Consider the following 26,230-nt stretch of genomic DNA (forward strand, 5'->3'; position numbering starts at 1 on the left):
CGGTCACAGGTGTGTCTCACGTGCGAGATAGGGATTGACCTCACCAGAGGATCTGCGTATTCTCCCGTAGTACAACGGTGTACTACGGACCTGATGGAGGGTGACGACCGCGATGAACCGGCCAGACGTGCTCGTGATCCTCGCCGACGACATGGGCTTCTCGGACATCGGCTGCTACGGCGGCGAGATCGAGACCCCCGTGCTCGACGGCCTGGCTCGGCGCGGTACCCGGTTCACCCAGTTCTACAACTCCCCGCGCTGCTCACCCACCCGGGCAAGCCTGCTCACCGGACTGCATCCACACCAAGTGGGGATCGGCATCCTCACCGGTGACGAGCGGCCGATCGGCTATCGAGGCGATCTCGCCGAGGAGTGCCACACGGTCGCCGAGCTGCTACGCGACACGGGCTACGGCACCTACCTCTCCGGCAAGTGGCACCTCTCTGCCGACATGAAGAACCCGTCGTCGTCCTGGCCTAACGCTCGCGGGTTCGAGCGCACCTTCGGCACCATCGAGGGCGCCGGTTCTTTCTACGATCCGGTCAGTCTTCGCCGAGACGGAGAGCTCGTCTCGGAAGCGCGCGAGAACGACGACTTCTACTACACCGACGCGATCGGAGCGGCAGGGGCGCAGTTCGTCGCCGAGCACGCCCGGGACCGGGCCGACGACCCGTTGTTCCTCTACCTGCCGTTCACCGCCCCGCACTGGCCGCTGCACGCCCGCGAGGAGGATGTCGAGCGCTACTGCGGACGCTTCGACACCGGGTGGGACGAGTTGCGAGCACAGCGTCGTCAACGATTGATCGCCGAAGGAATCCTCGACGAGTTCTGGCCGCTCAGCGAGCGCGACCCGGAGGTGCCCGCCTGGGAGGACGCGGGCGAGAAAGAGTGGCAGGCCCGGCGGATGGAGGTCTACGCCGCCCAGGTGAGTGCCATGGACCGGGCGATCGGCGCCGTCGTGGATGCGCTCGAGGCAGCCGGGCGCCTGGAGAACACCCTCATCCTGTTTCTCTCCGACAACGGCGGCTGCGCCGAGGGGCTCCCGCCCGGTGGGCACGACGGCTTCTGGGACCTGCCGATGATCCCGCAGTCCACCCGCACCGGCGATCCGATGCGCTACGGCAACAAGCCGCAGATCTTCCCCGGTCCGGAGGACACCTACGCCAGCTACGGGCCCGAGTGGGCGAACCTCTCTAACACCCCGTTCCGGGAGTACAAGCACTGGGTGCACGAGGGCGGGATCGCCACCCCGCTGATCGCCCACTGGCCTGCCGGGCTCGGTACCCCGGGCGACCTGTGCCGTACGCCAGCCCAGCTCGTCGACCTGCTCCCCACCATCCTGGACGCGACCGCGGCGGAATACCCGCTCGAGCGCGACGGTCACACCGTCCCTGGTCCCGAAGGGGCCACTCTGCTGCCCGCGTTGCGTGGGCACGACCGCCCCGAGCGCCCCCTGTTCTGGGAGCACGAGGGCAACGCCGCCGTCCGGTCCGGGCGGTGGAAACTCGCCCGCAAATACCCCGGCGCATGGGAGCTCTATGACCTGCACGCCGATCGCACCGAGATCCATGACCTCGCTACCGACCGCCCCGAGCTCGTCGCGGCACTGACCGCCGCGTATGAGCAGTGGGCGAGGCGCGTCGGCGTCATCCCCCGCGAGAACATCGTCGCCGGACGAGTCACCGACTTTTCCGGACTGCCCTGTATCCATCCCTGACCCACCGAGACGGCGCCGCCGTCGACACTCATGCCCCCGTCGTACACCGATGTACTACCGAAGGAGAACAAGGATGTCCCCCATCACCAACACCCCGACCGTCCGGCGACGCACCCTCCTGGTCGCTGCCGGAGCGGCCACCGCACTGACCCTCGCCGCCTGCTCCGGTGGCACCGACACCGGCGCTGACGGTGGTGGCGGTACCACCACCGTCAGCGTCTGGCACGGCTTCACCGAGGCCGACGGTGACGTGGTCAACCAGCTCGCCGAGGAGTTCAACGCCTCCCAGGACGACTATGAGGTCCAGGTGGAGGTGAACCCCTGGAACGTCATCACGGACAAGCTGCTGCCCGCCGTCTCCGCCGGCAACGGGCCGGACCTCGTGGTTCAGCCGGCCGATGCCGGCGAGGGATACGTGAACCAGGGCGTCTTCGTGCCGATGGATTCGTTCTACGACAATCCCGAGAACGAGACGGACAGCTACTACCCGCACGTGGTCGACTACGGCACCTTCGACGGCACCCACTACGCCGTCCCGATGGCGTACGGGCCGTTCTCGGTCTGGTACAACACCGAGATGTTCGCCGAGGCCGGTATCACCGAGGAGGACATCCCCACCACATGGGAGGAGTGGATCGCCCTCGCTGACGAGCTCACCGTGGACGAGAACGGCGACGGCGAACCGGAGATCTACGGTCTCTCCCTCCCGGACGCGGACGGCATCTTCCTGCCGAGCTTCATCCAGGCCGGTGGCGGCTCCGTCTACACCGACGGTGAGGTCACCCTGGACACGCCGCAGAACGTGGAGACACTGCAGTGGTGGCAGGACGCCTACGAGGGCGGCTGGGGCCCCACCAACGTCACGCTCCCGGAGGCGGTGGACCTGTTCAAGGCCGGCAAGGCCGCGATGACGGTAATCGGTCCGTGGATCATCACCGGCGCGGAGAGCGTGGGGCTCGACATCGACGTCTTCGAGATGCCTGGCGGGCCCGAAGGGGTCGTGACCCAGGCGGCCGCCAACTACTGGTGGCTCACCTCCCAGGCGGACGAGGAGACCACCGCTGGTGCCGAGGCGTTCCTGCGCTACTACAACTCACGCGACTCCCAGGTGCTCTGGGCCGAGCAGTCCTACTACCCGCCGAACCGCACCGACATCACCGCTGAGGAGATCGCCGACACCCCGTACGTCGGCACCATGATCGACCACACGGAGAACTCCTACATCCGCATGTACGGCATCCCCGGTGGGCTCACCGACGTCAATGCCGAGCTGTCGACGTTGAACACCACGGTCACCCAGGGTGGGGACCTCGCCGCCACCACCACCGAGACCGCCACCTCGATCGCCGAGATCCTCTCGCGCTTCGAGTGACCACCGCGCCAGCGGGTGCCGGGCCGACCCAGAACGCCGGCCCGGCACCCTGGGCCCACCTTGGAGACCCCATGACTACCTCTGCAGCACCCCCGGGCTACCGGGCTCCGCGACGCCTCGGCGGCGGGTCGCGCCCGGACAACTCCCGGCAGATCGCCGCCCGCGAGCGTGGTCGCACCCTGAGTGCGACGGCGTTCCTCGCCCCCGCACTTGCCGTGATCATCGCGTTCGTGTTCGTCCCGGCGTTCTCCGCCCTGCGCCTGTCCTTCACCGACGCCTCCGGGTTCGGTGAAGAGTCCTGGATCGGCCTGGACAACTACGTCACCGTCTTCACCGATCCGGCGACGCTGCGGGCCATCTGGAACACGATGCTCTACGCCGTGATGTACGGGCCCTTGGTGATCGCCGTGGGACTGGCGGCGGCCCTGCTGCTGAACCGCAAGGACGTGCCGCTGCGCGGGTTCTTCCGCACCGTGATCTTCCTGCCGTTCGTCATCTCGATGGCGGTCGCCTCGCTCGCGTGGGCGTTCCTGCTGGACCCGAACCTCGGGCTCATCCCGTACTGGCTCGGTGGCCTCGGCATCAGCATGGGCGATATCTTCGCCTCCACCACCTGGGCCCTGCCCGCCGTCACCGCCGTGGCGATCTGGAAGAACTTCGGCTACTTCATGGTCATCTTCCTCGCCGGGCTGCAAGGGATCCCGCGCTACCTCTACGAGGCGGCGATCCTGGACGGCGCCGGCGCCTGGCGGCAGTTCCTCGCGGTGACCGTACCCGGCCTGCGCGCCACGATGACGTTCGTGATCGTGTTCGCGATCATCGGCGCCTTCCAGGCGTTCGACCAGATCTACATCATGACCCAGGGCGGACCGGACCGAGCCACCGAGACGATCGTCTACCGCATCTACACCGACGGGTTTCGCGACTTCCGGATGGGCTTCGCGTCCGCGCTGTCGTACGTCCTGCTCGCGATCACCCTCGCGCTCGGCCTGATCCAGCTCCGGATCGGGACCAAACGTGAGAAGGACCTGGAGTGAGTGCCATGACCACGACGACGTCCCTCACCCCGGCGCGCACACCTCGCACGGGGAGCGCCCGCACCGCCCGCCTGCTCACCCAGTCCGGGGTGGTTGCCGGACTGCTGGTGTTCGCCGCCCTTACCTCGTTCCCCGTGCTCGTGGTGGTGCTCGCGGCATTCTCCCCGGAGGCGGAGGTGCTCTCCTGGCCGCCGAACTTCATTCCCTCCCGGTTCACCTTGGAGAACTTCGACGGGCTCATGGGCAGGATTCCGGTGTTCGGCCAGTCCTGGAACTCGTTCGTCTTCGCCGCGGCCGTGACCGGGCTGTCCCTGGTGTTCAACTCTCTGGCCGCCTACGCGCTGGCCCGGATCCAGTTCCGCGGGCGGATCGCCATCTTCACCGTGCTGATCGCGATCATGATGGTGCCCTTCCAAGCGCTGCTGGTGCCGCTGTACGAGCTCATCTCCGAGATCGGCTGGGTGAACACCTATGCCGGCCTGGTGATCCCCAGGGCCGCCGACGTCGCCGGGATCTTCCTGTTGCGGCAGTTCTTCATCACCCTCCCGCGGGACCTGGACTCGGCCGCCCGGATCGATGGCGCCAGCGAGCTGCGGGTGTTCTGGTCGGTGATTCTGCCGAACGCCGTTCCTGCCCTGCTGACCATGTCGCTGTTCCACTTCGTGAACAACTGGAACGACCTGCTCTGGCCGCTGATCATGACCAGCGACTCCAGCGTGCGTCCGCTGACGGCGGGGCTCGCGCTGCTGACCGGGTCCGCCACCGGTGTCGCCCCGTACGGGGTGATGATGGCCGGCTCCCTGGTGGCCATCCTGCCGCTGGTCGTGCTCTACCTCATCGTGCAGCGCCGCTTCATCGAGGGCGTCGCCATGACCGGCATGAAGGGGTGACGCCACCCCTCCGGCTCCACCCGGACCCGCCGTCAGAAATCGCACATCCCTCTGCCGGCGACCACAGCCCGAACTTCGAGACCTTGTGAGGACCCCATGACCTGGTACCAGGACGGCCGACTGCACTTCGGCGTCGGCGTCGAGGACACCTTCGTGCCACAGACCCGCCCGGGTGAGCGCGCGCTCGACGAGTACGAGCTCACCGAGCACTACACCCACTGGCACAACGACCTCGGTCTGGCCGCCGAGGTTGGTGCCGAGTTCATGCGCTGGGGGATCCCCTGGTACCGCATCAACCCGGCCCCCGGCCAGTGGGACTGGACCTGGCTCGACGGTGTGATGGCTCGGTTCGCCGAGCTGGGCATCCGGCCGATCGTGGACCTGCTGCACTACGGCACCCCGGAGTGGCTGGAGGGCGAGTTCGCCCACCCCGACTACCCGCAGCGGGCAGCCGAGTACGCCGTGGCGGTCGCCGAGCGGTACGCCGACACCGTCACCGACTACACGCCGGTGAACGAACCGATGATCCACGCCCGTTTCTGCGGTGAGCTCGGCTACTGGCCGCCCTACCTCACTGGTGAAGCAGGGCTCACCCGGATGATCGCCGCGCTCGCGGACGGATTCGCGCGCAGCCAGCACGGAATCGCCGAGGTGCTGGGTGAGCGGGCGACGTTCGTGCACGTGGACGCCACCACCCGCTTTGTCGGCGACATCGATGGTGAGCACGCGGACAAGGTGCGCCTGCTTCGGGAACAGGTCTACGCCGTCGAGGATCTCGTGACCGGACGGGTGCACGGCGACCACCCGCTGCTGGAGCACCTGCTCCGGCACGGGATGTCCGAGGACCTGCTGGACCGCCTCGCGGCGACCCCGGTGTTGCCGGATGTGATGGGCGTGAACTACTACCCCCAGCACTCCACCACCCTCGTGCAGGACGGGCCCTGGCCCCGCGGCGGTTTCGTGGACCCCGCGCCCACCAGGAACGACGGCGTCACGGGCCTGGAGGAGGTCATCCTCGCCCACACCGAGCGTTACGGCGCCCCCGTGGCGGTCACCGAGACGTGCGTGACGGCGTCCGCAGCCGAGCGAGTGGCCTGGCTGGAGGACTCCGTGGCGCTGGCGCACCGCCTCCGCGCCGACGGCGTCCCGCTCGTGGGATACACATGGTGGCCCCTGTTCGACATGTACGAGTGGACCTACCGGCACGCCGACACCCCACGGGAGGCGTCGCTGCTCACGATGGGCCTGTGGGACCTGGTCGAATCAGAGCAGGGCTTGCTGCGCCGTCGGAACCCCGTGGCGGATGCGTTCCAGCGGCTCGCCACGGCCGACCGTGCCTCGATCGGATGACCCACCGGCCAGCGCGCTGACCGATACGGTGGGGCTGTGGAGACATCTCCGACCCGCGAGGTGGCGAGCGAACGCACGGCGCTCCTGCGGTCCACAGCGAGCGCGCCGCGCGTAGTGTTCACGACCATTCTCACCCGGAGCCCGATCAGCCGTATCGATGTGGCCCGGCACACCGGACTGTCCCAAGCTGCTGTCACCAAGGCCGTCTCCCCGCTGATGGTGGCCGGGCTGGTCGCCGACTACCCGCAGGCCCGTCAGCAGGGGAGGGCAGGGCGTCCGGCGAGCCCGGTGACGGTGGTGCCCGAGGCGCTGGTGGTGATCGGTGTGAAGGTGAACACCGACGAGGTGATCGCCGTGGCCACGGACCTACGTACGGAGGTGCTGCACCGTGCGAGGCTGTCACTGACCTCGCCCGCCCCGGAGGCCGTGGTGGAGGCGATCGCCGCTGTGTGCGACTCACTCAAGGGTGCTCTCGGATCGGCCACGGAGGTGCTCGCTGGGGTCGGCGTGGCCGTCTCCGGCGACGTCGATACCGACACCGGTGTGGTGCGCGAATCGGCGCTGATGCGCTGGACCGGGGTGGACCTCGGGGCTCGGCTGCACCGACGGCTCGATCTGCCCGTGGTGATCGAGAACGACGTTCGTGCGCTCACCTTCGCTGAGCACTGGTTCGGGGTGGGAGTGGGCACCCAGTCCTTCGCGATCGTCACGATCGGACGCGGGATCGGCAGCGGGCTGCACGTGAATGCGGAAGTGATCGAGGGAGCCTACGGCGTGGCGGGGGAGATCGGCCACCTGCCGCTCGGGCCCCCGCAGCGGCTATGCTCCTGCGGCCGTCGCGGATGTGTCGAGGCAGTCGCCGGTACTGCCGCGATCGTGGCGGCGGTGTCGGCCGCGCACGGGCGCGCGATCACGATTGAGGAGGCCGTCACGCTCGCCCACGACGGCGATCCGGCCGCGAATGCCGCCTTCGGTGAGGCGGCCACGGTGATCGGGACCGCCATCGCCAGCCTGGTGAACCTGATCGGTCCCGAACTGGTGATCATCGGCGGGGAGGCGGTGCGCAACTTCGACCTTTTCGATGCTCAGCTGCGCGCGGCGTTCGCCGCGCATGCGTTCGGCGCTGCCGCGGAGTGCCGGATCGTGGTACGTCCGCACTCCTTCGAGGATTGGGCCCGTGGTGCTGCTGCCGGGGTGATCCGCTCTCTCGTGGCGTGAGGAAAGCCCGGTCCGGGAGCCCGTCGGTCCCGGACCGGGCTTTCGTCTCCTGCCCGCCCGTCAGGAGGCGGTCAGCGGGTTCGGCCCGTCACGTAGGAGACGGTGTCGAACCGCAGCACCTCGCCGGAGGTCAGCACCAGCCGGAGGGTGTGCTCCCGGTCGCGCAAGCCGTCCACGCTGAACAGTTGCTGCTGGGTGAGCCGCTGCGTGGCAGCAGTGTCCACGGTCTCCACCAGTTCACCGTCCAGGTACACCTCGACCTCGCCCTGGTCGGGGGCGAGCGGCCCGGTCCAGGTGGCCCCCGTTCCGAAGAAGGTCATCTCGGCGGCGTCCCCGACGGTGTTGGTGGCGTGCACGTCGTTCAGGTGGTCGCCGCGCAGGCGGAGGTCGAGCACCTGCTCGCCCTCGGCGAGCGTGGCCAGGTAGTCGGCGGAGATCGTCACCGTCTCGCCGTCGACTGTGTAGTCGGTGCCCTCGGTGAGGGCGTCGCCGGCCGCGGAGATCCCCGCGAGCTCGCCACCGTCCCGCAGCAACGTGAGCGAGACGTCCGCGGGCGCCGACTTGTCGAACGCGGCGGTCGTGGGTTCGAATGCCGCGTCCTGGAACACGTCCAGGCGATCGACGAGCATGAACTGCCCGGAGGTGTGCACCGCGCGCAGCGTATGTTCGCCCGCCGGGAGGTCCCGGGCGCTGTAGACCACCTGCTGCACGGATCGCTCACCGGCCGAGGTATCCACGGTGTCCACGTGCTCACCGTCGAGATAGATCTCTACCTCTCCCTGCGACTGGTCCAGCTCGGTGAGATAGTCGATCCCGGTGCCTACGAAGGTGAACTCGAAGGCGTCGCCGTGGTTCTCAGTCCACCGCACGTCGTCCTGATGGTCTCCGTATCCGCGTCCGCTGCTGTTGCTCCACGACCCCTCGTACACGATCGCGGGGTCATCGTTGTTGATGATCGTCGGCCCGGACTCAGGCGCCGTCGGCGCCTCACCGGTGGCGGAATCGCCGACGGCGATCGCCAGCGGGTGCGATGTGCCGACGACCTGCTCCCCCTCGTTACGCTCCCAGGTGCCGTCATAGCTCACCCGTAGGTCGTCGTCGTTGACGGTCAGCACGGACCCCCGGTCCGGGGTGACACGGAACAACCGCGAGCCATGGATCGGAACGCCTTCCGCGACCAGGCCGTCGTCGCCGGATCGCACCTGCCGACCGGACCACAGGTCGCGCACACGGGCCGTTCCATCCAGGCCGATGTCTGACCAGTTCACCTCCACGTCGGCCTCGGTCCGCCCGAGGTTGAACACGGCGACCGTGTAGGAACCATCCTCGTTGAGCGCGTACCAGACCTGCTCCTCGGTCTCGATCGAGACGGGGCGAGCGGGCACACCGTTCTGGTTGACGGCGATCACGTCCCGGTTCGTGAGCAGCTCGAGGCCGAAGTCATCCAGGTTCGTCATGTCGTTGCCGAGATAGATGGGCACCGCGGAGACCGCCCAGAACGTCATCGCTGTCCGACGCTCGTCCCGGGTGAGGCCGTCCATCGCCCCGTTGCCAACGCTGAGGGAGTCGAAGTCGTTCCAGCCGCCGGGCCCCGCGTGGCGCCACCATTCCTCGGCTCGCGGGAACAGCCGTGCGATGTTCTCCCACTTCGTCAGCGCGTCGTCACCGCAGTAGCACTCCACGTCCCAGTCCACGCGCCAGCCCTGCGCATGCTCGGCCCAGTAGTCGGCGTACCGTACGTCGACCGCCCAGGAGAGCTCCAGCCAGATGTCGTGCCGAGCCAGTGCTTGTGACCACGCCGCCACATCGCCTCGGGAGTCCATGGACCCGTCAGTTATCCCGGAGCCGGGCGTCACGCTGTCGAACTTCACGAAGTCCACGCCCCAGGAGGCGATCATGTCCGCGATGGAGTCGACATAGGCCTGGGCGCACGGGTTCGAAAAGTCGATTCGGTACGTGTAGTCCCAGTAGTCACCCTGCTCGAACGGTTCCACTGCGATGTCGCCCGTGCTGCACCCGGGCGCGCCTGCGATCGGCAGGTCGGCTTCGTAGACTTCCGCACCGATGCCCGGGATGAAGTACAGGCCGAACTTCTGGCCGTTCTCGTGCACGTGATCGATCACTGCCTGCAGGCCGTCCGGGTACAACTCGTCGCTGGGCACCGGACGTCCGTGGTCGTCGATGCCGCCGTTCCACCCCGCATCGACGTTGATGTACTCGTACCCGTAGTCCTGGAGCTGTTCGTGCATGGCGTCGGACTGCGCCATGATCTGGTCGGCGGTGATCCAGCCGCCCCCGGCGTGGACCTGCATGCTGTAGCTGCTCCAGCCCATGTACGGCTGTTCGGCCAGGGTCTCCAGATCGGCGTCGGCGCTGGCCGGCGCCGGGCCGAGTGAGCTCGCCACCATCGCGGCGAGGGCCGCAGCGGCAAGCGCAGGTACCGCTGTGCGTCTGGATCGAGTCCGGTCCGTTCTCATCGGTGTCTCTCCTCTTGGTGGGTCACGGGTTGTCTTCGGCCCGTGTCTGTCAGCCCAGCTGTTCGACGTCGAGCAGCAGGGCCTGCTGGGGGTTGAGGGTCGGAAGCGGGATTCCGACCACGGTCAGGACTGTGCCGTCGAGGTCGAGACCGTTCGCGGCCGCCTCCGTGAGCCACGCCGGGTCCTGCACCTGGTGCCTACGGGTGCCGCCGAGCTCGTCGCGCAGCCGAAGCCGGTAGCGGCTCCGCGGGTCCAAACCCGGCAGACGTACGCGCCCGGACTGACCGGAGGGGGAGCTTGTGGCGCGGGACCAGACGAAGACGGCACGGGAACCGTCCTGGGCGATCACCCCAGTGAGCGCGACGGCCTCGTCGGCCAGGTCGGCGTTCACCACTCGGCCGGTGTGCAGCAGCGGTCTCAGCTCGCGGTACAGGTCGGCCCACGCCGTGATGGCGGCCAGCTCGGCCTCCGAGGCGGTGGTGAGGTCCCACTCGATACCGGCGTGCGCCGTCAGGGAGCTGATCAGCCGGTAGGACAGGTCGGTCTTGCGGCCGGTGGTGTGGGAGCGCTCCGCTCCCAGATGTGACCCGATCAGCTCCGGGGGCACCAGGAGCCGGGTCCACTGTTCGATCCGGGAGCGCTCGACCGGGTCATTGCAGTCCGAGGCCCAGAGTCGGTCGGTCCGGTCCAGGATGCCCAGGTCGATGCGTCCGCCCCCGCCGGAACAGGTCTCGATCTCCAGACCTGGGTGTCGTTCCCTCAGATCGTCGAGCATCCGGTACAGGGCAAGCGTCTGCTCGTGCACCGCCGGGCGGTCGCGGCCGTTCCGGCGTCCCACCGCTTCGAGCAGGTCCCGGTTGTGGTCCCACTTCAGGTAGTCGATCCGGTACTGCGCCACGAGTGCACTGACGCTCTTGAGCACGTGCTCGTAGGCATCGGGGCGGCCGATATCGAGCACGTACTGGTTCCGTGCGGAGGGACCCAACCCCTGACGTGGCCCGAGCACCCAGTCCGGGTGAGCACGGGCAAGATCGGAATCAAGGTTGATCATCTCGGGCTCGAACCAGAGACCGAACTGCATCCCGTAGGAGCGCACCAGATCGACGAACGGGTCCAGTCCAGACGGCCAGACACCGGCGTCCACGGTCCAGTCGCCCAGGCCCGCGTCGTCGCCACGGCGGCCGTGGAACCAGCCATCGTCGAGGACCACACGCTCCACACCCACCTGCGCGGCGCGCTCGACCAGAGTGGTGAGCCGGTCCATGTCGTGGTCGAAATAGACCGCCTCCCATGTGTTCAGCACGAGCGGCCGGGGCTGTGCGGGGTGTGAGGCGCGGGCGCGCAGACGTCGGTGGAGGCGGTCGGCGATCCCATCCAGCCCTGTCTCGGACCACACGAACACCGTTGTCGGAGCGTGATAGCGATCCCCATCGTCGAGCAGGACCTCGCCGGAGCGAAGCACCTCTCCGGCGCCGAGCGCGGCGGCGAACACCCCTGCGCCCTCGGGGAGTCGTTCCAGGAGGTATTCCGCGTCGCCACTCCAGGCCAGGTGTGTGGCCCACACCTCGCCGTGACCGAACCCGAACCCCGGGGTTCCGACAGCCATCAGGTAAGGGGTGTCGTGCCCCGGCTTCCCGCGGCGGGCGTGGCGGACGTGGCTGCCGAATCCGACGGTTGCCCGCTGCGGTGAACGCTCCCGGCACCACTTGCCGGTGAAGTCGAGCCGCTCGCTCGCCCGGTCGGGTACGGGCATCAGGGTGCGGAGCCCGTCCAGGGTGTACGGGACGCCGTCGGGGGCTGGTGCCGGTCGTGCCGTGCGAACGACGGTCGCGTCCACGGCGAGCACACCTGCGGCGTCCATCGTGTAGGTGAGCGTGCTGCTCAGGCCGCTGACGGCGTCGGTGAAGGACAGGTGCACCTGGCCCCCGCCGCCGGGGGCCTGAGTGCATGAGGAGTCCACAAGTTCGGGGCGAGCGATGTCGACGCTCCCGGCGGCATGGCCTCTCTGGGCGGGAGTGCCAGCCCAGCCGTCCCGTTCCGACGGCCACACGGTCATCGACCGCGGTTCGTCCGGGGAATTGTTCAGCACTGCGGGTGTCGCCGTCGCCACGAGGTCGGTACCGGAACGGCCGTCGAGCCCGAGGTCGCTGCCCCAGTGCAGCACCCGAGGGACCGGTTGGGTCACCTCGATCACGAGAGCCGTCCCAGCGGCTCGGAGGGTGTAGACGACGTCGTCCGACTTGAGCATTCCAGCCCTTTCGCTGTGCCACATTGCGTTACTTGACGCCGTCAATAAATCATGACTACGCTGCGGATGCAAGCCCCACCGGAGATCGGTGACGATCCCGCCGACGGGGGTGCGAAGGCGTGGCCGGCGAGGTAGCAGGCCGCAGAACAGGACTGGATCGATGCCTCATCTGGACATGGCCGGGGGCCGCTGATGGCCGTTCCCCTCGGCGCCGGCGTGACCGGCGCAGCACGGACCCGCGAGCGCACCACCGACAAGGGGTGGCGCGCCGCCAAGCGCAGCTGGCAGCGGCACTGGGAGCTCTACCTCCTGATGGCCGTGCCGCTGCTGTGGTTCGCGGTCTTCAAGTACGTTCCGATGACGAACGCCGTGCTCGCGTTCAAGGATTACCACCTGCTCGAAGGAGTGTGGGGCAGTCCCTGGGTCGGCCTGAAGCACTTCGAGGCGTTCGTCTCGAACCCGGTCGCGCTCACGCTCGTGAAGAACACCTTCGTGCTCTCTGGGTACGTGCTACTGGCGAGCTTCCCGATCCCGATCATTCTGGCGCTCGCGCTGAACGAGGTGCGCAACGGCTTGTTCAAGCGCAGCGTGCAGATGATCACCTACGCGCCGTACTTCATCTCGACGGTCGTGGTGGTCTCGATGACTATCCTCATCCTCTCCCCGCAGGTCGGACTGCTGAACGACGCCTTCGGCCTGTTCGGGGTGCCCGCGCCGGACATGCTCGGCCGGGCGGACTACTTCCGGCACATCTACGTGTGGAGCGACGTCTGGCAGACAGCGGGCTACTCCGCGGTGATCTATCTCGCCGCTCTCGCTGGGATCGACCCGGGTCTGTACGAGGCAGCCCGTGTGGACGGCGCCTCGCGGCTACAACGAATCAGGCACGTGGATATCCCAGGCATCCTGCCGACCGCCGTCATCATTCTGATCCTCTCGGTCGGCAATGTGATGGCGATCGGGTTCGAGAAGGCGTTCCTGCTGCAGAACCCGCTGAACCTGGCCCAGTCGGAGATCATCGCGACCTACGTCTACAAGGTCGGGGTGCTCAGCTCGAACTTCAGCCTCGGCACTGCCGTGGGCCTGTTCAACTCGGTGGTCAACCTCGCGCTGCTCATCGGCGTGAACGCCATCGCCAAGCGAGTCACGGGGAGCGGACTGTGGTGACCAGTGTGAGAGACGACTCGGTGCCCGTGGCGCGGCGCGTGCCGCCGGTCGGCATCAGCATGGGCGGGAGCTCGGGGCCGGCGGCGCCGCGTCGCCGCCGCCGGATGAAGGAGTCGCCCACCGACCTGGTCTTCCTGATCGCGGTCTACCTGCTGCTGACCACCTTCCTGCTGGTGGTGCTGCTGCCGTTGATCTATATCGTGGCCAGCTCGTTCAGCGATCCGTTGGCGGTGAGCTCGGGAGAGGTGTTCCTCTGGCCGGTGGACTTCACCCTGCGAGGCTACGAGGCCGTCCTGAGCGACCCGCAGATCCTCACCGGATATGCGAACTCGCTGTTCTACACGGTGGTCGGCACCCTGATCAGCGTCACGTTCACGGTCGCGATCGCGTACCCGCTCTCCCGCCGCGACCTGTTTGGACGGAACGTCATCACGATGGGCGTGGTCTTCACCATGCTGTTCTCCGGCGGCCTGATCCCGACCTACCTCGTGGTGCAGTCGCTGGGGATGCTGGATACGCGATGGGCGTTGCTGCTGCCGCAGGCCATCGGGGTGTGGCAGGTGATCATCGCCCGCTCCTTCTTCCGCACCTCCATCCCGGACGAGCTTGCTGAGGCGGCCCAGCTCGACGGTGCACGAGACCTGCGCTTCCTCTGGTCGGTGGTGCTACCACTGTCCAAGCCGCTGCTCGCCGTGATCGCACTGATGTACGCGATCTTCCAATGGAACTCGTATTTCGACGCCCTCCTGTACATCCGTGACTCCGATCTGCAGCCGCTGCAGATCGTGCTCCGGAACATTCTCATCGTGGGTTCGGGCTCCGGCATGGACGTCGGTGACGCCATCGCTCGGCAGCAGATGGCGGACCTGGTGAAGTACTCCCTGATCGTCGTCTCCAGCGTTCCCGTGCTCCTCATCTATCCCTTCGTGGCACGGCACTTCACCAAGGGCGTGATGGTCGGCTCGGTGAAGGGTTGACCGCCCCACCCACTCACCCCAAACCGCGTGCCACCGGCACGCGAGAGACCCGCAGGACCCGAGTAGAGAGGCTCGACATGTCGATCAACAGAAGGCGCGCCGCGGCGGGCGGACTGGCCATGGCGATGGCCATGACCGCCGCAGCGTGCAGCAGCGATACCGAGGGCAGCGAGCCCGGCGGCCCCGTGACACTGAGCGTGTTCACGATGGAGGGAGCCGACCAGGATCTTGAGACGAACCTGTTCACCGAGCACCTCCGCGAGGATCTCGGAGTCGAGTTCGACTTCCAGCTCACCACATACGACGGCACGGCAGCCGCTGAGGCACGGCAAATCTCCCTGGCAAGCGGTGACCTGCCGGACGTCTACATGCTGGTCTCCTGGGTTGACCAGTTCTCCCAGAATGAGTTGCTCAACCTTAGCTCTCAAGGAGTGCTGATCCCGTTGAACGACCTCATTGCCGAGCACGCGCCGAACCTGCAGCAGGCGTTCGAGGATCACCCTGACTACGAGGCCCTTGCCACCGCCCCGGACGGGAACATCTACGGCCTGCCGCAGTGGAACGACTGCTTCCACTGCAGCTACCAAGCAAAGCTGTGGATGAACTCGGACTGGCTGGACGCCGTCGGGATGGACATGCCGACCACCACCGAGGAGATGCGTGAGGTCCTGAATGCCTTCCTCACTGAGGATCCGAACGGCAACGGTGAGGCTGACGAGATCCCGCTCAGCGGTGCGGTCGGGATCGCCGACGTCGTTCCGTTCTTCATGAACGCGTTCGCCTACGACCCGCTCGGTGGGGAGTCCAGCACTCTCTCCCTCGCCCTGGACGGCGACCAGGTGGTCTCCCAGGCCGTGCAGCCCGAGTGGCGCGAGGGCCTCGAGTACCTGGCCGCGTTGTACGAAGACGGTGTGATCGACCAGGGCGCGTTCACGCAGAACGTCGAGGCGCTCCAGGCCAAGGGGAACAACGCCGACGACGCGCTGCTGGGCTCGTGCACCGCGATGCACCCGGCTGTGTGCCTGGCGCTCACCGACGAAGAACCGCGGCACACGGCATATGAGGCGGTGCCGCCGCTGGTCGGCCCGGACGGCGCCCAGCATGCCACGTACAACTTCCCGAGCACACCGGGGGCGATGTTTGCGATCACTGCCTCCGCCACCGAGGCGGAGCAGGTGGCAGCGATCCAAATGCTCGACGTGCTCTACTCGTTCGAAGGGCATGCTCTGGGACAGTTCGGCCCGGAGGGGGTTGCCTGGCGGCTGCCGGAGGAGGGTGACATCGCCCTCGACGAGACCCTTGAGCCGACTCTAGCTCGCCTGCCCGCAGATCCGGACGACCCGGCGAGTACGAATGGTGCATGGGGCTCCAACGCGCAGCTGTACTCCCCGGCGGAGTGGCGCAACACCGAGGTGCAGCCGGAGGACCCCTACCTCGCAGCCGGCTACGAACGTCGCCTGTTCGAGGCGACCGAGCTTTACGCCGGGCACGAACCGACCGATCAGATCTTCCCGTTCTGGAACGTCTGGGTGGATGGGTCGATGTCCAGCGAGCTGGCGGCCCTGCAGACGAACATCGAGAGCTACATCGAGCAGAGCACCGGTGAGTTCGTCACCGGCCAGCGAGACATTACCGACGATGGTGAGTGGGCTGAGTACGTCGACGGGCTGGACGCCCTGGGGTTGCCCCGCTACCTCGAGATCTACCAACAGGCACACGAGGCCTCCGGGGCGTAGCCCGGTCGGCACCGGAGAGGGAGAGTTCATGACCGCAGGACGAGATCTGTGCTACGGGACACCGGCGCAGCACTGGATGCAGGCCGTTCCCGTCGGCAACGGCAGGCTCGGCGCGATGGTGTTCGGCCACCCGGACTCCGAACGTATTGCCCTGAACCTGGACACCCTCTGGTCTGGTGGGCCGCGAGCCTCGGGCGTGGCCGATGGCCCGCAGACCCTGCGGCGGGTCCGGGACCTGCTGCTGGAGCAGGGCGACCACGGCGGAGCCGGTGACGCGTCGGTTGTCCTCCAAGGGCCCGACCCGGAGTCCTACCAGCCGCTCGGAGACCTACGTCTGGAGTTCGAGGAGTCGCTCCTGCCGGGCGGCGAGTACGAGCGACGGTTGGATCTCGGCACCGGAGCGGCGACCTCGCGTGCCACCACCGGGGGCGTCACGCGCACCGAGCAGGTGGTGGCCTCGGCACCTGCGGGCGCCCTCGTGGTACGGGTGGAACAGGAAGGTGCACCGTTCTCGTTGACGGCTCGAGTGGACACGGTGCACCAGGTAGTGGCGAGAGGGGGCCACGGCGAGACGGTGCTGCTCACCGGCCGCGCGCCGTCGGGAGTGGCCCCCGAGTTCAGCGACCAGGGCGATCCTGTGCGCTACCGCGACGGCGAAGGCATCCTCTTCGCCGTGGCCCTGCGGGCCAGCACCGACGGCGGCACGGTGGAGGTGGTGGACGGGCGCCTGCACGTGCGGGGGAGCCGGGCGCTCACCCTCGTGCTGACGGCGGAAGACTCTTTCGTGGACTGGCGCACCCCGCCGAGCCAGGACGCTGCAGCGGTGGTCGAGCGCGCCCGGCAGGGGGTCGAGAAAGCCGCCGGGGCGCCCTGGTCGGAGCTGCGCGACACCGCCGTGGCGGACCATCGCACCCTGTTCGACCGGGTGGCGCTGACCATCGGCTCCGGCGCTGCTGCTGTCACGGTGCCCACGGATGCCCAGCTCCGGGCTGTCACCGACGGTGGGGTGAGCGATGATCTCGTGGCGCTCATGTTCGACATGGGCCGCTACCTCCTGATCGAGTCCTCCCGGCCCGGTACCCAGGCCGCCAACCTGCAGGGCATCTGGAACGAGTTGGTGCGCCCACCATGGGCCTCGGACTGGACCATCAACATCAACACCCAGATGAACTACTGGCCGGCCGAGCCCACCGCGCTCGCGGAGTGCGCCGAGCCGCTGTTCGACCTGGTGGACTCCCTGGTGGAGTCGGGGGAGCGCACCGCGAAGGAGATCTACGATGCTCCTGGCTGGGTGGCGCACCACAACGTGGATCTGTGGCGGACCAGCTGGCCGGTGGGAGACGGCGACGGTGCACCATCGTTCGCGATGTGGCCGATGGGCGGGGTCTGGCTCTGTTCCCACCTGGTGGAGCACGTCGCGTTCTCCGCTGACGGAGGAGCATTCCTCGCCGAGCGGGCATGGCCGGCGGTCCGTGGTGCTGCCGAGTTCGTGCTGGCATTGCTGGTACGTGACCCGCGCCCAGGCCCCACCCAGGGGCGTCTGGTGACCGTCCCCTCGACCTCTCCGGAGAACTCGTTCATCGACGAGCGCGGACGACACGTGGCGGTCGATGCCATGGTGACGATGGACCTGTGGCTGGTACGCGAGCTGTTCCGGAATGTGCAGTGGATGGCCAGCCGGCTGGGTCGCGAAGATGACGACGTGGCCCGGGCCGTCCGGGCAGCGGCAGCGGAGCTGCCGGAGCCGACGATCGGCCCGGACGGCAGGCTGCAGGAGTGGTCCGGACCCCGGCAGGAGGCCGAACCGGGGCACCGGCACATGTCGCATCTGTACGGTCTGCACCCGGGCAGCGAGATCGACCCGCGGCAGACCCCAGAACTGGCGGCCGCTGCACGCGCCTCGCTGGAGGCCCGTCTTCGGTCCGGCGGCGGTCACACCGGGTGGAGCCGGGCCTGGCTGGTGGCATTCTGGGCCCGCCTCGGCGACGGTGACGCGGCACTGGAGAGTCTGGACATCATGCTCCGTGACTCCATCGCGGAGAACTTCTTCTGCCTGCACCCGCCCGCCTGGTTCCAGATTGACGGCAACTTCGGGGTGACTGCCGGTATCACCGAGATGCTGCTTCAGTCGCACACACCGGTGATCAGGCTCCTACCTGCTCTGCCCGCCCGGTGGGAATCGGGTTCGGTCCGCGGGTTGCGTGCGCGCGGGGGCGTGTCGGTGGATCTGAGCTGGTCGGCCGATGGGCCGACGACGGCGACTTTGACCGCGCGCACGGACACGACGGTCCAGGTCGGCTGGCCGGACCAGGAGCCGGTCACGGTCACGCTGGTCGCGGGAGTCCCGCAGGAGATCGCGGCTGCACTCGTGTCGTAACACGTTCCGCCGGCCCACCTGTCGTACGGCCCTTCGCCGTCCCGCATCGTGCTCGACGCGGGACGGCTACCAACGATCACCAGGAGACGGCGATGTACTTTTTCTCCAGGAACTCTTCGATGCCGTCGACGCTTCCCTCCCGGCCGAGACCGCTCTGCTTGACTCCGCCGAACGGTGCAGCCGGGTCCGAGACAACGCCGCGGTTGACGCCGACCATGCCCACGTCCAGTCGTTCGGCAAGGGCGAGAGCTCGCGCCAGGTCACTGGAGAACACGTAGCCCGCGAGACCAAACTCGGTGGCGTTCGCCAACGCAACGGCGTGGTCGTCGTCATCGAACGGGATGAGGGTGGCGACTGGGGCAAAGACCTCCTCGGCTGCGAGAGGTGAAATGGCCGCGGTGTTGGCGACCACGGTGGGCGGGTAGTAGGAACCGGGGCGTTCCAGCGGTGCGCCGCCCACCACCAATCGTGCTCCCTCGGCGACGGCTTGTGTGACGAGTGCGTGCGCCTTGGCAACAGCGCGATCGTCGATCATCGGGCCACACTCGGTAGTGGGTTCTCGGCCCGGTCCGACCTGGAGCGACCCCATGGCCTGGGCGAGCCGGTCGGCGAGCTCATCGTGCAGCGAGTGGTGAACGAGGATCCGGTTCGCTGCAGTGCATGCCTGCCCGCCGTTGCGCATCTTGGCTTGCAGGATGCCGGGGAGTGCGGTGTCCAGGTCGGCGTCGTCCAGGACGACAACCGGTGCGTTGCCGCCCAGCTCCATGCTGCACACCAAGACCTGGTCGGCAGCCTCGATCAGCAAGGACCGTCCCACGGACGTGGAACCGGTGAAGGACAGGGCACGGACCCGCGGGTCGTGCAGCAGTTGTGACACCACAGAACCCGAGCTGCGGGTGGTCACCACATTGACGAGCCCGTCGGGCACCCCGGCCTGCGACATCAGTTGGGCGATGGCGAACGCAGTCAGTGGCGTGGAACTTGCTGGTTTCAGCACGACTCCACATCCGGCTGCCAGGGCTGGCGCGATCTTTCGTGTGGCCATCGCGGCCGGGAAGTTCCACGGAGTCACGAGCGCGGCCACGCCGACCGGTTGCTGCAGGACCATGATCTTGTTCTGCCCTGCGGGCGCGGTCGTGAGTGAGCCGCTGATGCGGACCGCCTCCTCGGCATACCACCGGAAGAACTCGGCCGCGTAGGCGATCTCGGCGCGCGCGTCCGCCAGCGCCTTGCCGTTCTCGAGGGAGACGAGGTCGGCAAGGTCGTCGATCGACTCTGTCATCAGGTCGAAGCAACGCCGCAATACCTCCGCACGTTCGCGCGGAGGGGTCGTCGACCATGACGGCATGGCTTCGGCCGCTGCGCTCGTCGCCAGTGTCGCGTGATCGACGTCGGCATCGGCAACAGTGCCCAGCAGCTCTCCGGTGGATGGATCGATCACGTCGATCGCGGTTCCGGTGCCCGGGATGGACTCTCCGTCGATCCAGAGGCCGCCGTCGATCCGGTCCAGCCAGGGGTTGCGAATACGAGTCATGACGGTTCCTCGTCGTCTAGTCGGACAGGGCGCTGTGGTCACCGGCGATGGCGGCGTCGACGAGGCGACGTACTGTGACTTCGTCCAGCGGGACGGGGTTGTTGTCGACGAGCCGGCGTGAGCGCATCGTTCGCTCGGCGATGTAACCGGCATCGGCGTCGGTCACACCGAGCTCGGCAAGAGTCGCCGGGATTCGGATGGCAGCCAAGAGGTCGGTCACCGCATCGATTCCCCCGTCGGACGTAGTCTCAGCTCCGAGCTGGGCGCCGATCTCGGCGAACTCGGCGCTCCGCGCTGATTGGTTCAGACGCATCACGTACGGCAACAACGTGCCCACTCCGACGCCGTGCGGGGTCTTGGTCAGAGCGCCGACCGGGTACTGGACAGCATGGGCAGCGGCTGTCCCGGCCACACCGAGGGCGTATCCACCTGCGTTGGCAGCGAGCATGACGTCCGCTCGTGCCTGCCGGTCTGCCGGATGATCGACGGCGCGGGCAAGGCTGCGTCCGATCAGCCCCAGACCCCACCGTGCGTAGTGGTCGGAGAGCATGTTCTTGCCGACGAATACCCGTTGCTCGGTGGTCACCTCGGGGCCTCGGCGCACTGCGGTGAAGGCCTCGACGAGGTGGCTCAGTGCATCTGCTCCGGCGCTTGCGGTGAGGGCCGGCGGGCACGAGAGCGTCAGGTCAGGATCACAGATCGCGACGTCCGGGATCAGGTGCAGTGATGAGATGCCCACTTTGAACTCTGCGGCAGGATCGGTGAGGACGCATACAGGCGTCACCTCTGAGCCGGTGCCCCCGGTGGTGGGGACAGCCACGACTGGCAGCACCGGTCCAGGAACGGCGTTCTCTCCGTAGTAGTCCTGCAGCCGGCCGTGATGGGTGAGGAGCAGCGCCGCTGCCTTGGCGAGATCGATGCAGGTACCGCCACCGACGCCGAGGACGACGTCCGGAGCCAGGTCGCCAGCGGACGTCACGCACTCATGGACGCTGGTCACCGGAAGTTCGGCTTCGACCCGGTCGTACACGGTCACCGTGCATCCCGCCTGCCGCAGCCCATTGATCATCTCGGCGAAGGCGGTGGAACCCGCAACCCGTGAGTCGGTGCACACGAGCACGCGGGTGCCGAGCGCGGCCACCTCGTGAGCGACAGCGTGGCGTTGCCCCTGGCCGAAGATCAACCGACGTGGTCCTCGGAGCACACCGAATGCGGCCGAGTCCTCCGTGGGGGACTGCGGGTTCGTCGTCGAAGCCGACATGGTCGTGCCTTTCGCGTCAGAGGTGCGGCTGCGGTGTGCGCGGCCAGTCGTTCAGTTCGTTCCACAGGGCGTCGTCGACTTCTAGCCCGTCGCGCTCGGCGGCTCGACGCCGATCACTCGAGCGTTCGCCCGGGATGGAGATAGGGACCCCGGGGTCGGCTGGGCGGGAGCCGCGTACTTCGTCGAGGTAGGCGTCGACGGGCGTGGCGGGGGCGGCGTCGACGACGATGAAGACGTCACCCTTGTTGGCAGACTCGGTGTCGTCGAGAGTGCCGCGAACAGCTGTCCCAGTGGCAGAGGGCGTCAGGTGCGCGACCAGGGCGCCGAGGGTGACACCCAGTGCGTATCCCTTCGGTCCGAGCGGAGCGAGAGCGCCGGACGAAGCTGCGACCGCGTCGGTGGTGGGCCGGCCGCTCGAGTCCAGCGCCCAGCCCTCTTCCAGCGGTTCGCCCCGGGCGGCGTAGTCGTGCACCTTGCCCATCGACACCTCGGAGGTGGCCATGTCCAGCACGACCGGCTGGTCGGCGGGTACGGCGATCGAGATCGGATTGGTTCCGATGACGGCATTGGTTCCGTGGTGAGCGTGCACCAGTGCTTCGCTCGTGGTGGCCGCGATGGTCACGAGACCGCGCTTCGCGAGCTGCTCGGTGTACCACGACAACATCCCGAGGTGGTTCGTGCGTGCGATCGAGACCAGGGCGATGCCGAAGCGACGAGCCGCGGGCTCGGCGGCGTCGAGCGCCGACATCGCGACCACCGGCCCCAGGCCCTGGCACCCGTCGACGGATAGATGCGCCGGTGTGAGCCAGTGGTGCTCACCGCGTGCGGTGGCACTCGCGACGCCGTTGCCGATCCGCCGTAGCAACCGAGGGAGCCGAAGCAGTCCGTGCGAGGGCACACCCTTGGCCTGTGCGACCACCAGCAGGTCTGCCTGCAGGAGGGCGGCGTCCTTGGGTACCCCCGCGCTCTCCAACAGATCCGCGGCGACGCGGGTCGCCGCTTCCACGGTGACGATCATGAGGCGCCTGCCTGACCGAGGGGAACTGTTGAGCTGATCACTTGCCACACTAAATCAGATCCGATACGATCCAGCAAGCGGACGGATCGATCGACGATCTCTAGACGTCGAACGCTTCGCAAACATGTGCGAGGAGGCCATGGATAACGAATCTGAGCTGGGCGGCGCGGCGCGTGTGGCCATCGCCGATCGTGTGTATGACGAGATCCAGAATCTGTTGATAGATGGCTGTTTTCAGCCCGGGGAACGGATGAGTGTCGATGCGCTGAGCCGCCGCCTGGGAGTGTCCCAGACCCCCGTTCGTGCGGCTCTGTCTCGACTCGAGGCGGAAGATCTCGTGGTGAAGACACATCTGATCGGATATTCAGCCGGCCCCAAACTGTCGCCATCCCGATTCGAAGACCTCTTCGAGGTGAGGTTCCTGCTCGAACCGCACTGTGCGGGACTCGCGGCTGCTCGCCACCAGCATGAGCAAGTGGACCGGATCGCCCACCTGAACGCGGAGATGCATCGTGGCTATGCGGCCGACGAGTTGTCCTACGGCGCATTTGCCCGCAGAGACGCGGAACTGCACGAAGCGATCATTCATGCCACCGGGAACGGCTACTACCAGGAGCTCTTCGGCAAGCTCCACTGCCACCTGCACCTGTTCCGCCTGATGCGCGACTCGCGAGTGACCAGCGACGCCCTGGACGAGCACGACCTGATCGTTACAGCCCTGGCGCGACGTGACGCTGAGGGCGCGGCAGCCGCGATGCGCGCGCACCTGGAGGCGTCTCGAGGGCGACTCCGGGCGGCGTTCGTGGATGAGCGCCGACCCCCCAACGTTGAGGCGCTGCCGTTGGACCGCCCACGCAAGGAGGCGCGAGGCCGATGACTGCGCCTCCGGTGGCACCATCGACGAGAGCCGCACGAGAAGCCGAGCGGCTCGCGGAGCGACGCCGGCGTGACGCCGAACGACCGGGTGGCCGCCGGCAGAACCTGACGGGCTGGCTGTTCGTGGGCCCGGTGATCGCCGGTGCATTGGCCTTCCAGCTCGCACCTGTGGCGGCCTCGCTGTATGTATCCGTGACGGACTGGTCGGGGCTGAACTTGCCGCAGTTCGTGGCATTGGACAACTACGTCGAGCTCTTTACGAGTGATCCAAAGTTCTACGAGTCGTTGCGCAACACGGTCGTCTTCACCGTTGTCACGGTGGCGGCATCCATCGTCGGCGGCATGATGCTGGCGCTGTTGTGCAACAACAGCATGCGTGGGATCGGAGTGTTCCGAACGCTCTACTTCTCTCCAGTCGTCACGAACGTGATCGCCATCGGGTTCGTATGGTTCTGGTTGTACGAGCCGAACAATGGCCTGTTCAACGTGGTGCTCGGGTCCGTCGGTCTGCCGACGCCGACCTGGTTGTCGGACCCGATGACGGCGCTGGCCGCCGTGATTGTGGTCGCGGTATGGCAGGGCGTCGGCTATCCCATGGTCATTCTGCTCGCCGGCCTCCAGTCGATCGACAAGTCACTTCTGGAAGCAGCAGTGGTCGACGGGTGCGGACCGGTCCGCAAGTTCTTCCGGGTGACATTGCCGTTGCTGACGCCGAACATTTTCTTCCTGACGATCACGCAGTTCATCAGCTCGTTCCAGGTGTTCGGAATCATCTACGTGATGACCAGTGGTGGTCCGAACAACGCCACTTCGGTCTTCATCTATCAGATCTACGAGACCGCATTCGCGCACGGCCGGCTCGGGTATGCCGCCGCGATGGGCTGGGTGCTCTTCGTGATCGTCGGACTGGTCACCGCGATCCAATGGGTGACCGAGAAGCGGTGGGTGCACTATGAGTAGATCGGATGCGTCGACGATGCTCGTGCCGAACAGGACGGTAGTGCGCGGCGGCACGCAACCAGTTGCGCCGTCCGTTCGTCGTCGTAGCCGTGCTCGGCGAGTGTCCGACGGCGGCAAGCGTGTGATCCTGCTTCTCGTGCTGGTCGCCCTCGTGGTGGTCTTCGCGACTCCGCTGATCTGGATGGTCAGCGCCTCGCTGAAGCCGGAGCTCGAGGTCCTCAGTCCGGAACCAGCGCTGCTGGGCTCAGAGGTCCTTTGGGGCAACTACTCCGAGGCTGGGGCGAGCCTTGCGCCATTCTTCCTCAACAGCGTCAAGCTCGCCGCGCTCAACGTGGGAGGCTTGCTGTGCTTCGCCAGCCTTGCCGGATATGCGTTCGCGCGGCTGGAGTTCGTGGGCAAGGGGGTCGCATTCGCGCTCCTGCTCTCCACCGCGATGATCCCGAGCATGGTGTACCTGATTCCTCAGTACATTCTCTTCCGGGAGATCGGATGGATCGACACCCACTTCCCCCTGTGGGTGCCGCAGGTACTGACACCGGTCTTCGGCACCTTCCTGCTGCGGCAGTCGTTCAAAGCTCTCCCCAAGGAACTGGCCGAAGCGGGAAAGCTGGACGGCGCCAGCACGTTCGGGGTGTTCGCGCGGATCATGCTGCCTCAGGTCAAACCCGCGCTCGCAGCCGTCGGGTTGCTGACGTTCATGCAGTCGTGGAATGACCTCTTCGGTCCGCTCATCTTTCTCAACTCGACCCGGTTGCAGACGATGCCGATCGCACTCGCTCTGTTCCGCGGCGAGCACTTCACCCAGACCAACCTGATGATGGCGGCCGCGACGCTGACCATCCTGCCCCCATTGCTGCTCTTCCTGCTGGCGCAGCGCTACTTCGTCCAAGGCATCACGATGTCCGGAATGAAAGGCTAGGAGTACACCTGATGCGAATCACCGCAGTTGAGTCGATCGTCCTGCTTGATCAGTTCCATCTGGTCAAGGTCCATACCGACGAGGGCGTCACAGGTGTCGGTGAGGTCAGTCCGATGAACGCCGGTGTCACGCATGCGGTCGTGACCCAGGCCCTGGCGCCACTGCTCGTCGGCGAGGACCCGAGCGATATCGAGCGGCTATGGCGCCGCCTCTACACCAAGCCCTACAAGCTTGGCCCGATGGGGGCCCAGCTGGAGGCGATCGCAGGCATCGACATCGCGCTATGGGATCTGCTCGGCAAGCTTGCGGGCCTTCCTACCTACAAACTCCTAGGCGGCAAGTACCGGCAAGGAATGAAGGTCTACGCGAGCTCGATGTCGCGAAGCATGACTCCGGAGGAAGAGGCTGAGCGGGCGCTCTCATTCAAGGAGCAGGGTTTCCACGGATACAAGATCCACTCTGCTACTCCGTGGATGCATGACGACGGTTTCGACCAGACGATCGCCACTGTCACCGCTGTTCGCGAACTCGTCGGACCGGAATTCGACATCATGGTCGATGTCAACAACGCCTACTACGAGCACAGTGCGATCGCCATGGCGCGTGAACTGCAGTTCCTGGGTGTCTGGCACTTCGAGGAACCTTTGGCAGCGCACGATTACGAGGCCTACGCCCGGCTGGCGGCCGCGGTGGACATACCTATCGCGGTGGGTGAGCAGGAATACACCACGTGGCAGTTTCGTGACCTCATCCTGCGTGGTCAGGTCGACATCTTGCAGCCGGACGTGATCAAGTGCGGTGGCATCACGGAGTTCAAGAAGATCGCAGTCCTTGCTGACACCTTCACCAAGCCCATCACGGTGCACAACACCCAGCAGACCGTGGGTACCTCGGCACATGCGCACCTCTGGGTGAGTACCCCCTCCTGCGTCTACCCGCAGGAGTACAACATCGAGCACAACCCCATCCTCGATGACACCCCGATCTGGCAGAACCCGCTTGTTCCGGTCGACGGTGTGATGACTCCGCACGACCTGCCCGGTCTCGGTGTCGAGCTCGACGACGAGGTGGTGGCACGCCTACGCACCGCCTGAGC

The 26,230-nt window shown here is 67.1% G+C and carries 19 protein-coding genes; 14 read left to right on the forward strand and 5 right to left on the reverse strand.

The window, feature by feature from the left end:
• Positions 1-112: 112 nt before the first annotated feature.
• The 6 genes from BLU77_RS00350 to BLU77_RS00375 all read left to right on the forward strand — a co-directional run bounded on the left by BLU77_RS00350 (position 113) and on the right by BLU77_RS00375 (position 7,584).
• Positions 113-1,717 carry an arylsulfatase gene (locus tag BLU77_RS00350; protein ID WP_089771181.1) on the forward strand — a complete coding sequence of 535 codons (1,605 nt, stop codon included), beginning with the start codon at positions 113-115 and terminating at the stop codon, positions 1,715-1,717.
• 73 nt (positions 1,718-1,790) lie between these two features.
• Positions 1,791-3,089, forward strand: coding sequence for an ABC transporter substrate-binding protein (locus tag BLU77_RS00355; RefSeq protein ID WP_175476879.1), 1,299 nt, complete (start codon positions 1,791-1,793; stop codon positions 3,087-3,089).
• A 71-nt stretch (positions 3,090-3,160) separates the two neighbouring features.
• Positions 3,161-4,126: a carbohydrate ABC transporter permease gene (locus tag BLU77_RS00360; RefSeq protein WP_089771183.1), complete on the forward strand. Its 966-nt coding sequence runs from the start codon at positions 3,161-3,163 to the stop codon at positions 4,124-4,126.
• A gap of 5 nt (positions 4,127-4,131) precedes the next feature.
• Positions 4,132-5,016, forward strand: coding sequence for a carbohydrate ABC transporter permease (locus tag BLU77_RS00365; protein ID WP_089772875.1), 885 nt, complete (start codon positions 4,132-4,134; stop codon positions 5,014-5,016).
• A gap of 96 nt (positions 5,017-5,112) precedes the next feature.
• Positions 5,113-6,366 carry a family 1 glycosylhydrolase gene (locus BLU77_RS00370; RefSeq protein ID WP_089771184.1) on the forward strand — a complete coding sequence of 418 codons (1,254 nt, stop codon included), beginning with the start codon at positions 5,113-5,115 and terminating at the stop codon, positions 6,364-6,366.
• Positions 6,367-6,402: 36 nt separating this feature from the next.
• Positions 6,403-7,584, forward strand: a complete 1,182-nt coding sequence (locus BLU77_RS00375; RefSeq protein ID WP_245708600.1) for an ROK family protein — start codon at positions 6,403-6,405, stop codon at positions 7,582-7,584.
• 71 nt (positions 7,585-7,655) lie between these two features.
• On the opposite strand, the gene BLU77_RS00380 is transcribed toward BLU77_RS00375, so the two are convergent.
• Positions 7,656-10,061, reverse strand: a complete 2,406-nt coding sequence (locus BLU77_RS00380) for a X2-like carbohydrate binding domain-containing protein (RefSeq protein WP_217632333.1) — start codon at positions 10,059-10,061, stop codon at positions 7,656-7,658.
• A 49-nt stretch (positions 10,062-10,110) separates the two neighbouring features.
• Positions 10,111-12,309, reverse strand: coding sequence for an alpha-galactosidase (locus tag BLU77_RS00385; RefSeq protein ID WP_089771185.1), 2,199 nt, complete (start codon positions 12,307-12,309; stop codon positions 10,111-10,113).
• A gap of 192 nt (positions 12,310-12,501) precedes the next feature.
• On the opposite strand from BLU77_RS00385, the gene BLU77_RS00390 reads away from it, so the two are divergent.
• The 4 genes from BLU77_RS00390 (at position 12,502) to BLU77_RS00405 (ending at position 18,566) form a co-directional block, all read left to right on the forward strand.
• Positions 12,502-13,476 carry an ABC transporter permease gene (locus BLU77_RS00390; RefSeq protein WP_089771186.1) on the forward strand — a complete coding sequence of 325 codons (975 nt, stop codon included), beginning with the start codon at positions 12,502-12,504 and terminating at the stop codon, positions 13,474-13,476.
• A complete protein-coding gene (locus tag BLU77_RS00395; protein ID WP_245708601.1) occupies positions 13,473-14,453 on the forward strand; it encodes a carbohydrate ABC transporter permease in 981 nt (326 codons plus the stop codon). The genes BLU77_RS00390 and BLU77_RS00395 overlap by 4 nt, the downstream gene beginning before the upstream one ends.
• Before the next feature lie 77 nt (positions 14,454-14,530).
• On the forward strand, positions 14,531-16,189 hold the full coding sequence (locus BLU77_RS00400) for a type 2 periplasmic-binding domain-containing protein (RefSeq protein WP_089771187.1): 1,659 nt from the start codon (positions 14,531-14,533) through the stop codon (positions 16,187-16,189).
• A gap of 28 nt (positions 16,190-16,217) precedes the next feature.
• On the forward strand, positions 16,218-18,566 hold the full coding sequence (locus BLU77_RS00405) for a glycoside hydrolase family 95 protein (protein WP_175476880.1): 2,349 nt from the start codon (positions 16,218-16,220) through the stop codon (positions 18,564-18,566).
• 76 nt (positions 18,567-18,642) lie between these two features.
• Here the strand turns inward: BLU77_RS00405 and BLU77_RS00410 are convergent, their stop codons facing one another.
• The 3 genes from BLU77_RS00410 to BLU77_RS00420 are packed head-to-tail and all read right to left on the reverse strand — an operon-like array spanning position 18,643 to position 22,379.
• Positions 18,643-20,100: an NAD-dependent succinate-semialdehyde dehydrogenase gene (locus BLU77_RS00410; RefSeq protein WP_089771189.1), complete on the reverse strand. Its 1,458-nt coding sequence runs from the start codon at positions 20,098-20,100 to the stop codon at positions 18,643-18,645.
• Positions 20,101-20,116: 16 nt separating this feature from the next.
• Positions 20,117-21,361, reverse strand: coding sequence for an iron-containing alcohol dehydrogenase (locus tag BLU77_RS00415; protein WP_089771190.1), 1,245 nt, complete (start codon positions 21,359-21,361; stop codon positions 20,117-20,119).
• 16 nt (positions 21,362-21,377) lie between these two features.
• The gene (locus BLU77_RS00420; protein WP_089771191.1) at positions 21,378-22,379 is read right to left on the reverse strand and encodes an Ldh family oxidoreductase; all 1,002 of its coding nucleotides are present in this window, start codon (positions 22,377-22,379) and stop codon (positions 21,378-21,380) included.
• Between the two features lie 124 nt (positions 22,380-22,503).
• Here BLU77_RS00420 and BLU77_RS00425 point away from each other — a divergent pair, with 124 nt between their 5' ends.
• The 4 genes from BLU77_RS00425 to BLU77_RS00440 all read left to right on the forward strand — a co-directional run bounded on the left by BLU77_RS00425 (position 22,504) and on the right by BLU77_RS00440 (position 26,228).
• On the forward strand, positions 22,504-23,256 hold the full coding sequence (locus BLU77_RS00425) for a GntR family transcriptional regulator (protein WP_089771192.1): 753 nt from the start codon (positions 22,504-22,506) through the stop codon (positions 23,254-23,256).
• Positions 23,253-24,215: a carbohydrate ABC transporter permease gene (locus BLU77_RS00430; RefSeq protein WP_089771193.1), complete on the forward strand. Its 963-nt coding sequence runs from the start codon at positions 23,253-23,255 to the stop codon at positions 24,213-24,215. The genes BLU77_RS00425 and BLU77_RS00430 overlap by 4 nt, the downstream gene beginning before the upstream one ends.
• Positions 24,216-24,315: 100 nt before the next feature.
• Positions 24,316-25,134: a carbohydrate ABC transporter permease gene (locus tag BLU77_RS00435; RefSeq protein WP_217632334.1), complete on the forward strand. Its 819-nt coding sequence runs from the start codon at positions 24,316-24,318 to the stop codon at positions 25,132-25,134.
• Positions 25,135-25,145: 11 nt separating this feature from the next.
• On the forward strand, positions 25,146-26,228 hold the full coding sequence (locus BLU77_RS00440) for a mandelate racemase/muconate lactonizing enzyme family protein (protein WP_089771195.1): 1,083 nt from the start codon (positions 25,146-25,148) through the stop codon (positions 26,226-26,228).
• The last annotated feature ends 2 nt before the right edge of the window (positions 26,229-26,230 follow it).

Origin of the sequence: Ruania alba (assembly GCF_900105765.1) — a bacterium.
Taxonomy (GTDB): Bacteria; Actinomycetota; Actinomycetes; order Actinomycetales; family Beutenbergiaceae; genus Ruania; species Ruania alba.

What these genes read in the sequence shown, in the direction of transcription:
- BLU77_RS00400 (WP_089771187.1), top strand. Translation starts at nt 14,531, where the DNA reads ATGTCGATCAACAGAAGGCGCGCCGCGGCGGGCGGACTGGCCATGGCG.
- BLU77_RS00370 (WP_089771184.1), top strand. Translation starts at nt 5,113, where the DNA reads ATGACCTGGTACCAGGACGGCCGACTGCACTTCGGCGTCGGCGTCGAG.
- BLU77_RS00355 (WP_175476879.1), top strand. Translation starts at nt 1,791, where the DNA reads ATGTCCCCCATCACCAACACCCCGACCGTCCGGCGACGCACCCTCCTG.
- BLU77_RS00440 (WP_089771195.1), top strand. Translation starts at nt 25,146, where the DNA reads ATGCGAATCACCGCAGTTGAGTCGATCGTCCTGCTTGATCAGTTCCAT.
- BLU77_RS00415 (WP_089771190.1), bottom strand. Translation starts at nt 21,361, where the DNA reads ATGTCGGCTTCGACGACGAACCCGCAGTCCCCCACGGAGGACTCGGCC.
- BLU77_RS00425 (WP_089771192.1), top strand. Translation starts at nt 22,504, where the DNA reads ATGTGCGAGGAGGCCATGGATAACGAATCTGAGCTGGGCGGCGCGGCG.
- BLU77_RS00360 (WP_089771183.1), top strand. Translation starts at nt 3,161, where the DNA reads ATGACTACCTCTGCAGCACCCCCGGGCTACCGGGCTCCGCGACGCCTC.
- BLU77_RS00365 (WP_089772875.1), top strand. Translation starts at nt 4,132, where the DNA reads ATGACCACGACGACGTCCCTCACCCCGGCGCGCACACCTCGCACGGGG.
- BLU77_RS00380 (WP_217632333.1), bottom strand. Translation starts at nt 10,061, where the DNA reads ATGAGAACGGACCGGACTCGATCCAGACGCACAGCGGTACCTGCGCTT.
- BLU77_RS00410 (WP_089771189.1), bottom strand. Translation starts at nt 20,100, where the DNA reads ATGACTCGTATTCGCAACCCCTGGCTGGACCGGATCGACGGCGGCCTC.
- BLU77_RS00405 (WP_175476880.1), top strand. Translation starts at nt 16,218, where the DNA reads ATGACCGCAGGACGAGATCTGTGCTACGGGACACCGGCGCAGCACTGG.
- BLU77_RS00350 (WP_089771181.1), top strand. Translation starts at nt 113, where the DNA reads ATGAACCGGCCAGACGTGCTCGTGATCCTCGCCGACGACATGGGCTTC.
- BLU77_RS00420 (WP_089771191.1), bottom strand. Translation starts at nt 22,379, where the DNA reads ATGATCGTCACCGTGGAAGCGGCGACCCGCGTCGCCGCGGATCTGTTG.
- BLU77_RS00430 (WP_089771193.1), top strand. Translation starts at nt 23,253, where the DNA reads ATGACTGCGCCTCCGGTGGCACCATCGACGAGAGCCGCACGAGAAGCC.
- BLU77_RS00385 (WP_089771185.1), bottom strand. Translation starts at nt 12,309, where the DNA reads ATGCTCAAGTCGGACGACGTCGTCTACACCCTCCGAGCCGCTGGGACG.
- BLU77_RS00390 (WP_089771186.1), top strand. Translation starts at nt 12,502, where the DNA reads ATGGCCGTTCCCCTCGGCGCCGGCGTGACCGGCGCAGCACGGACCCGC.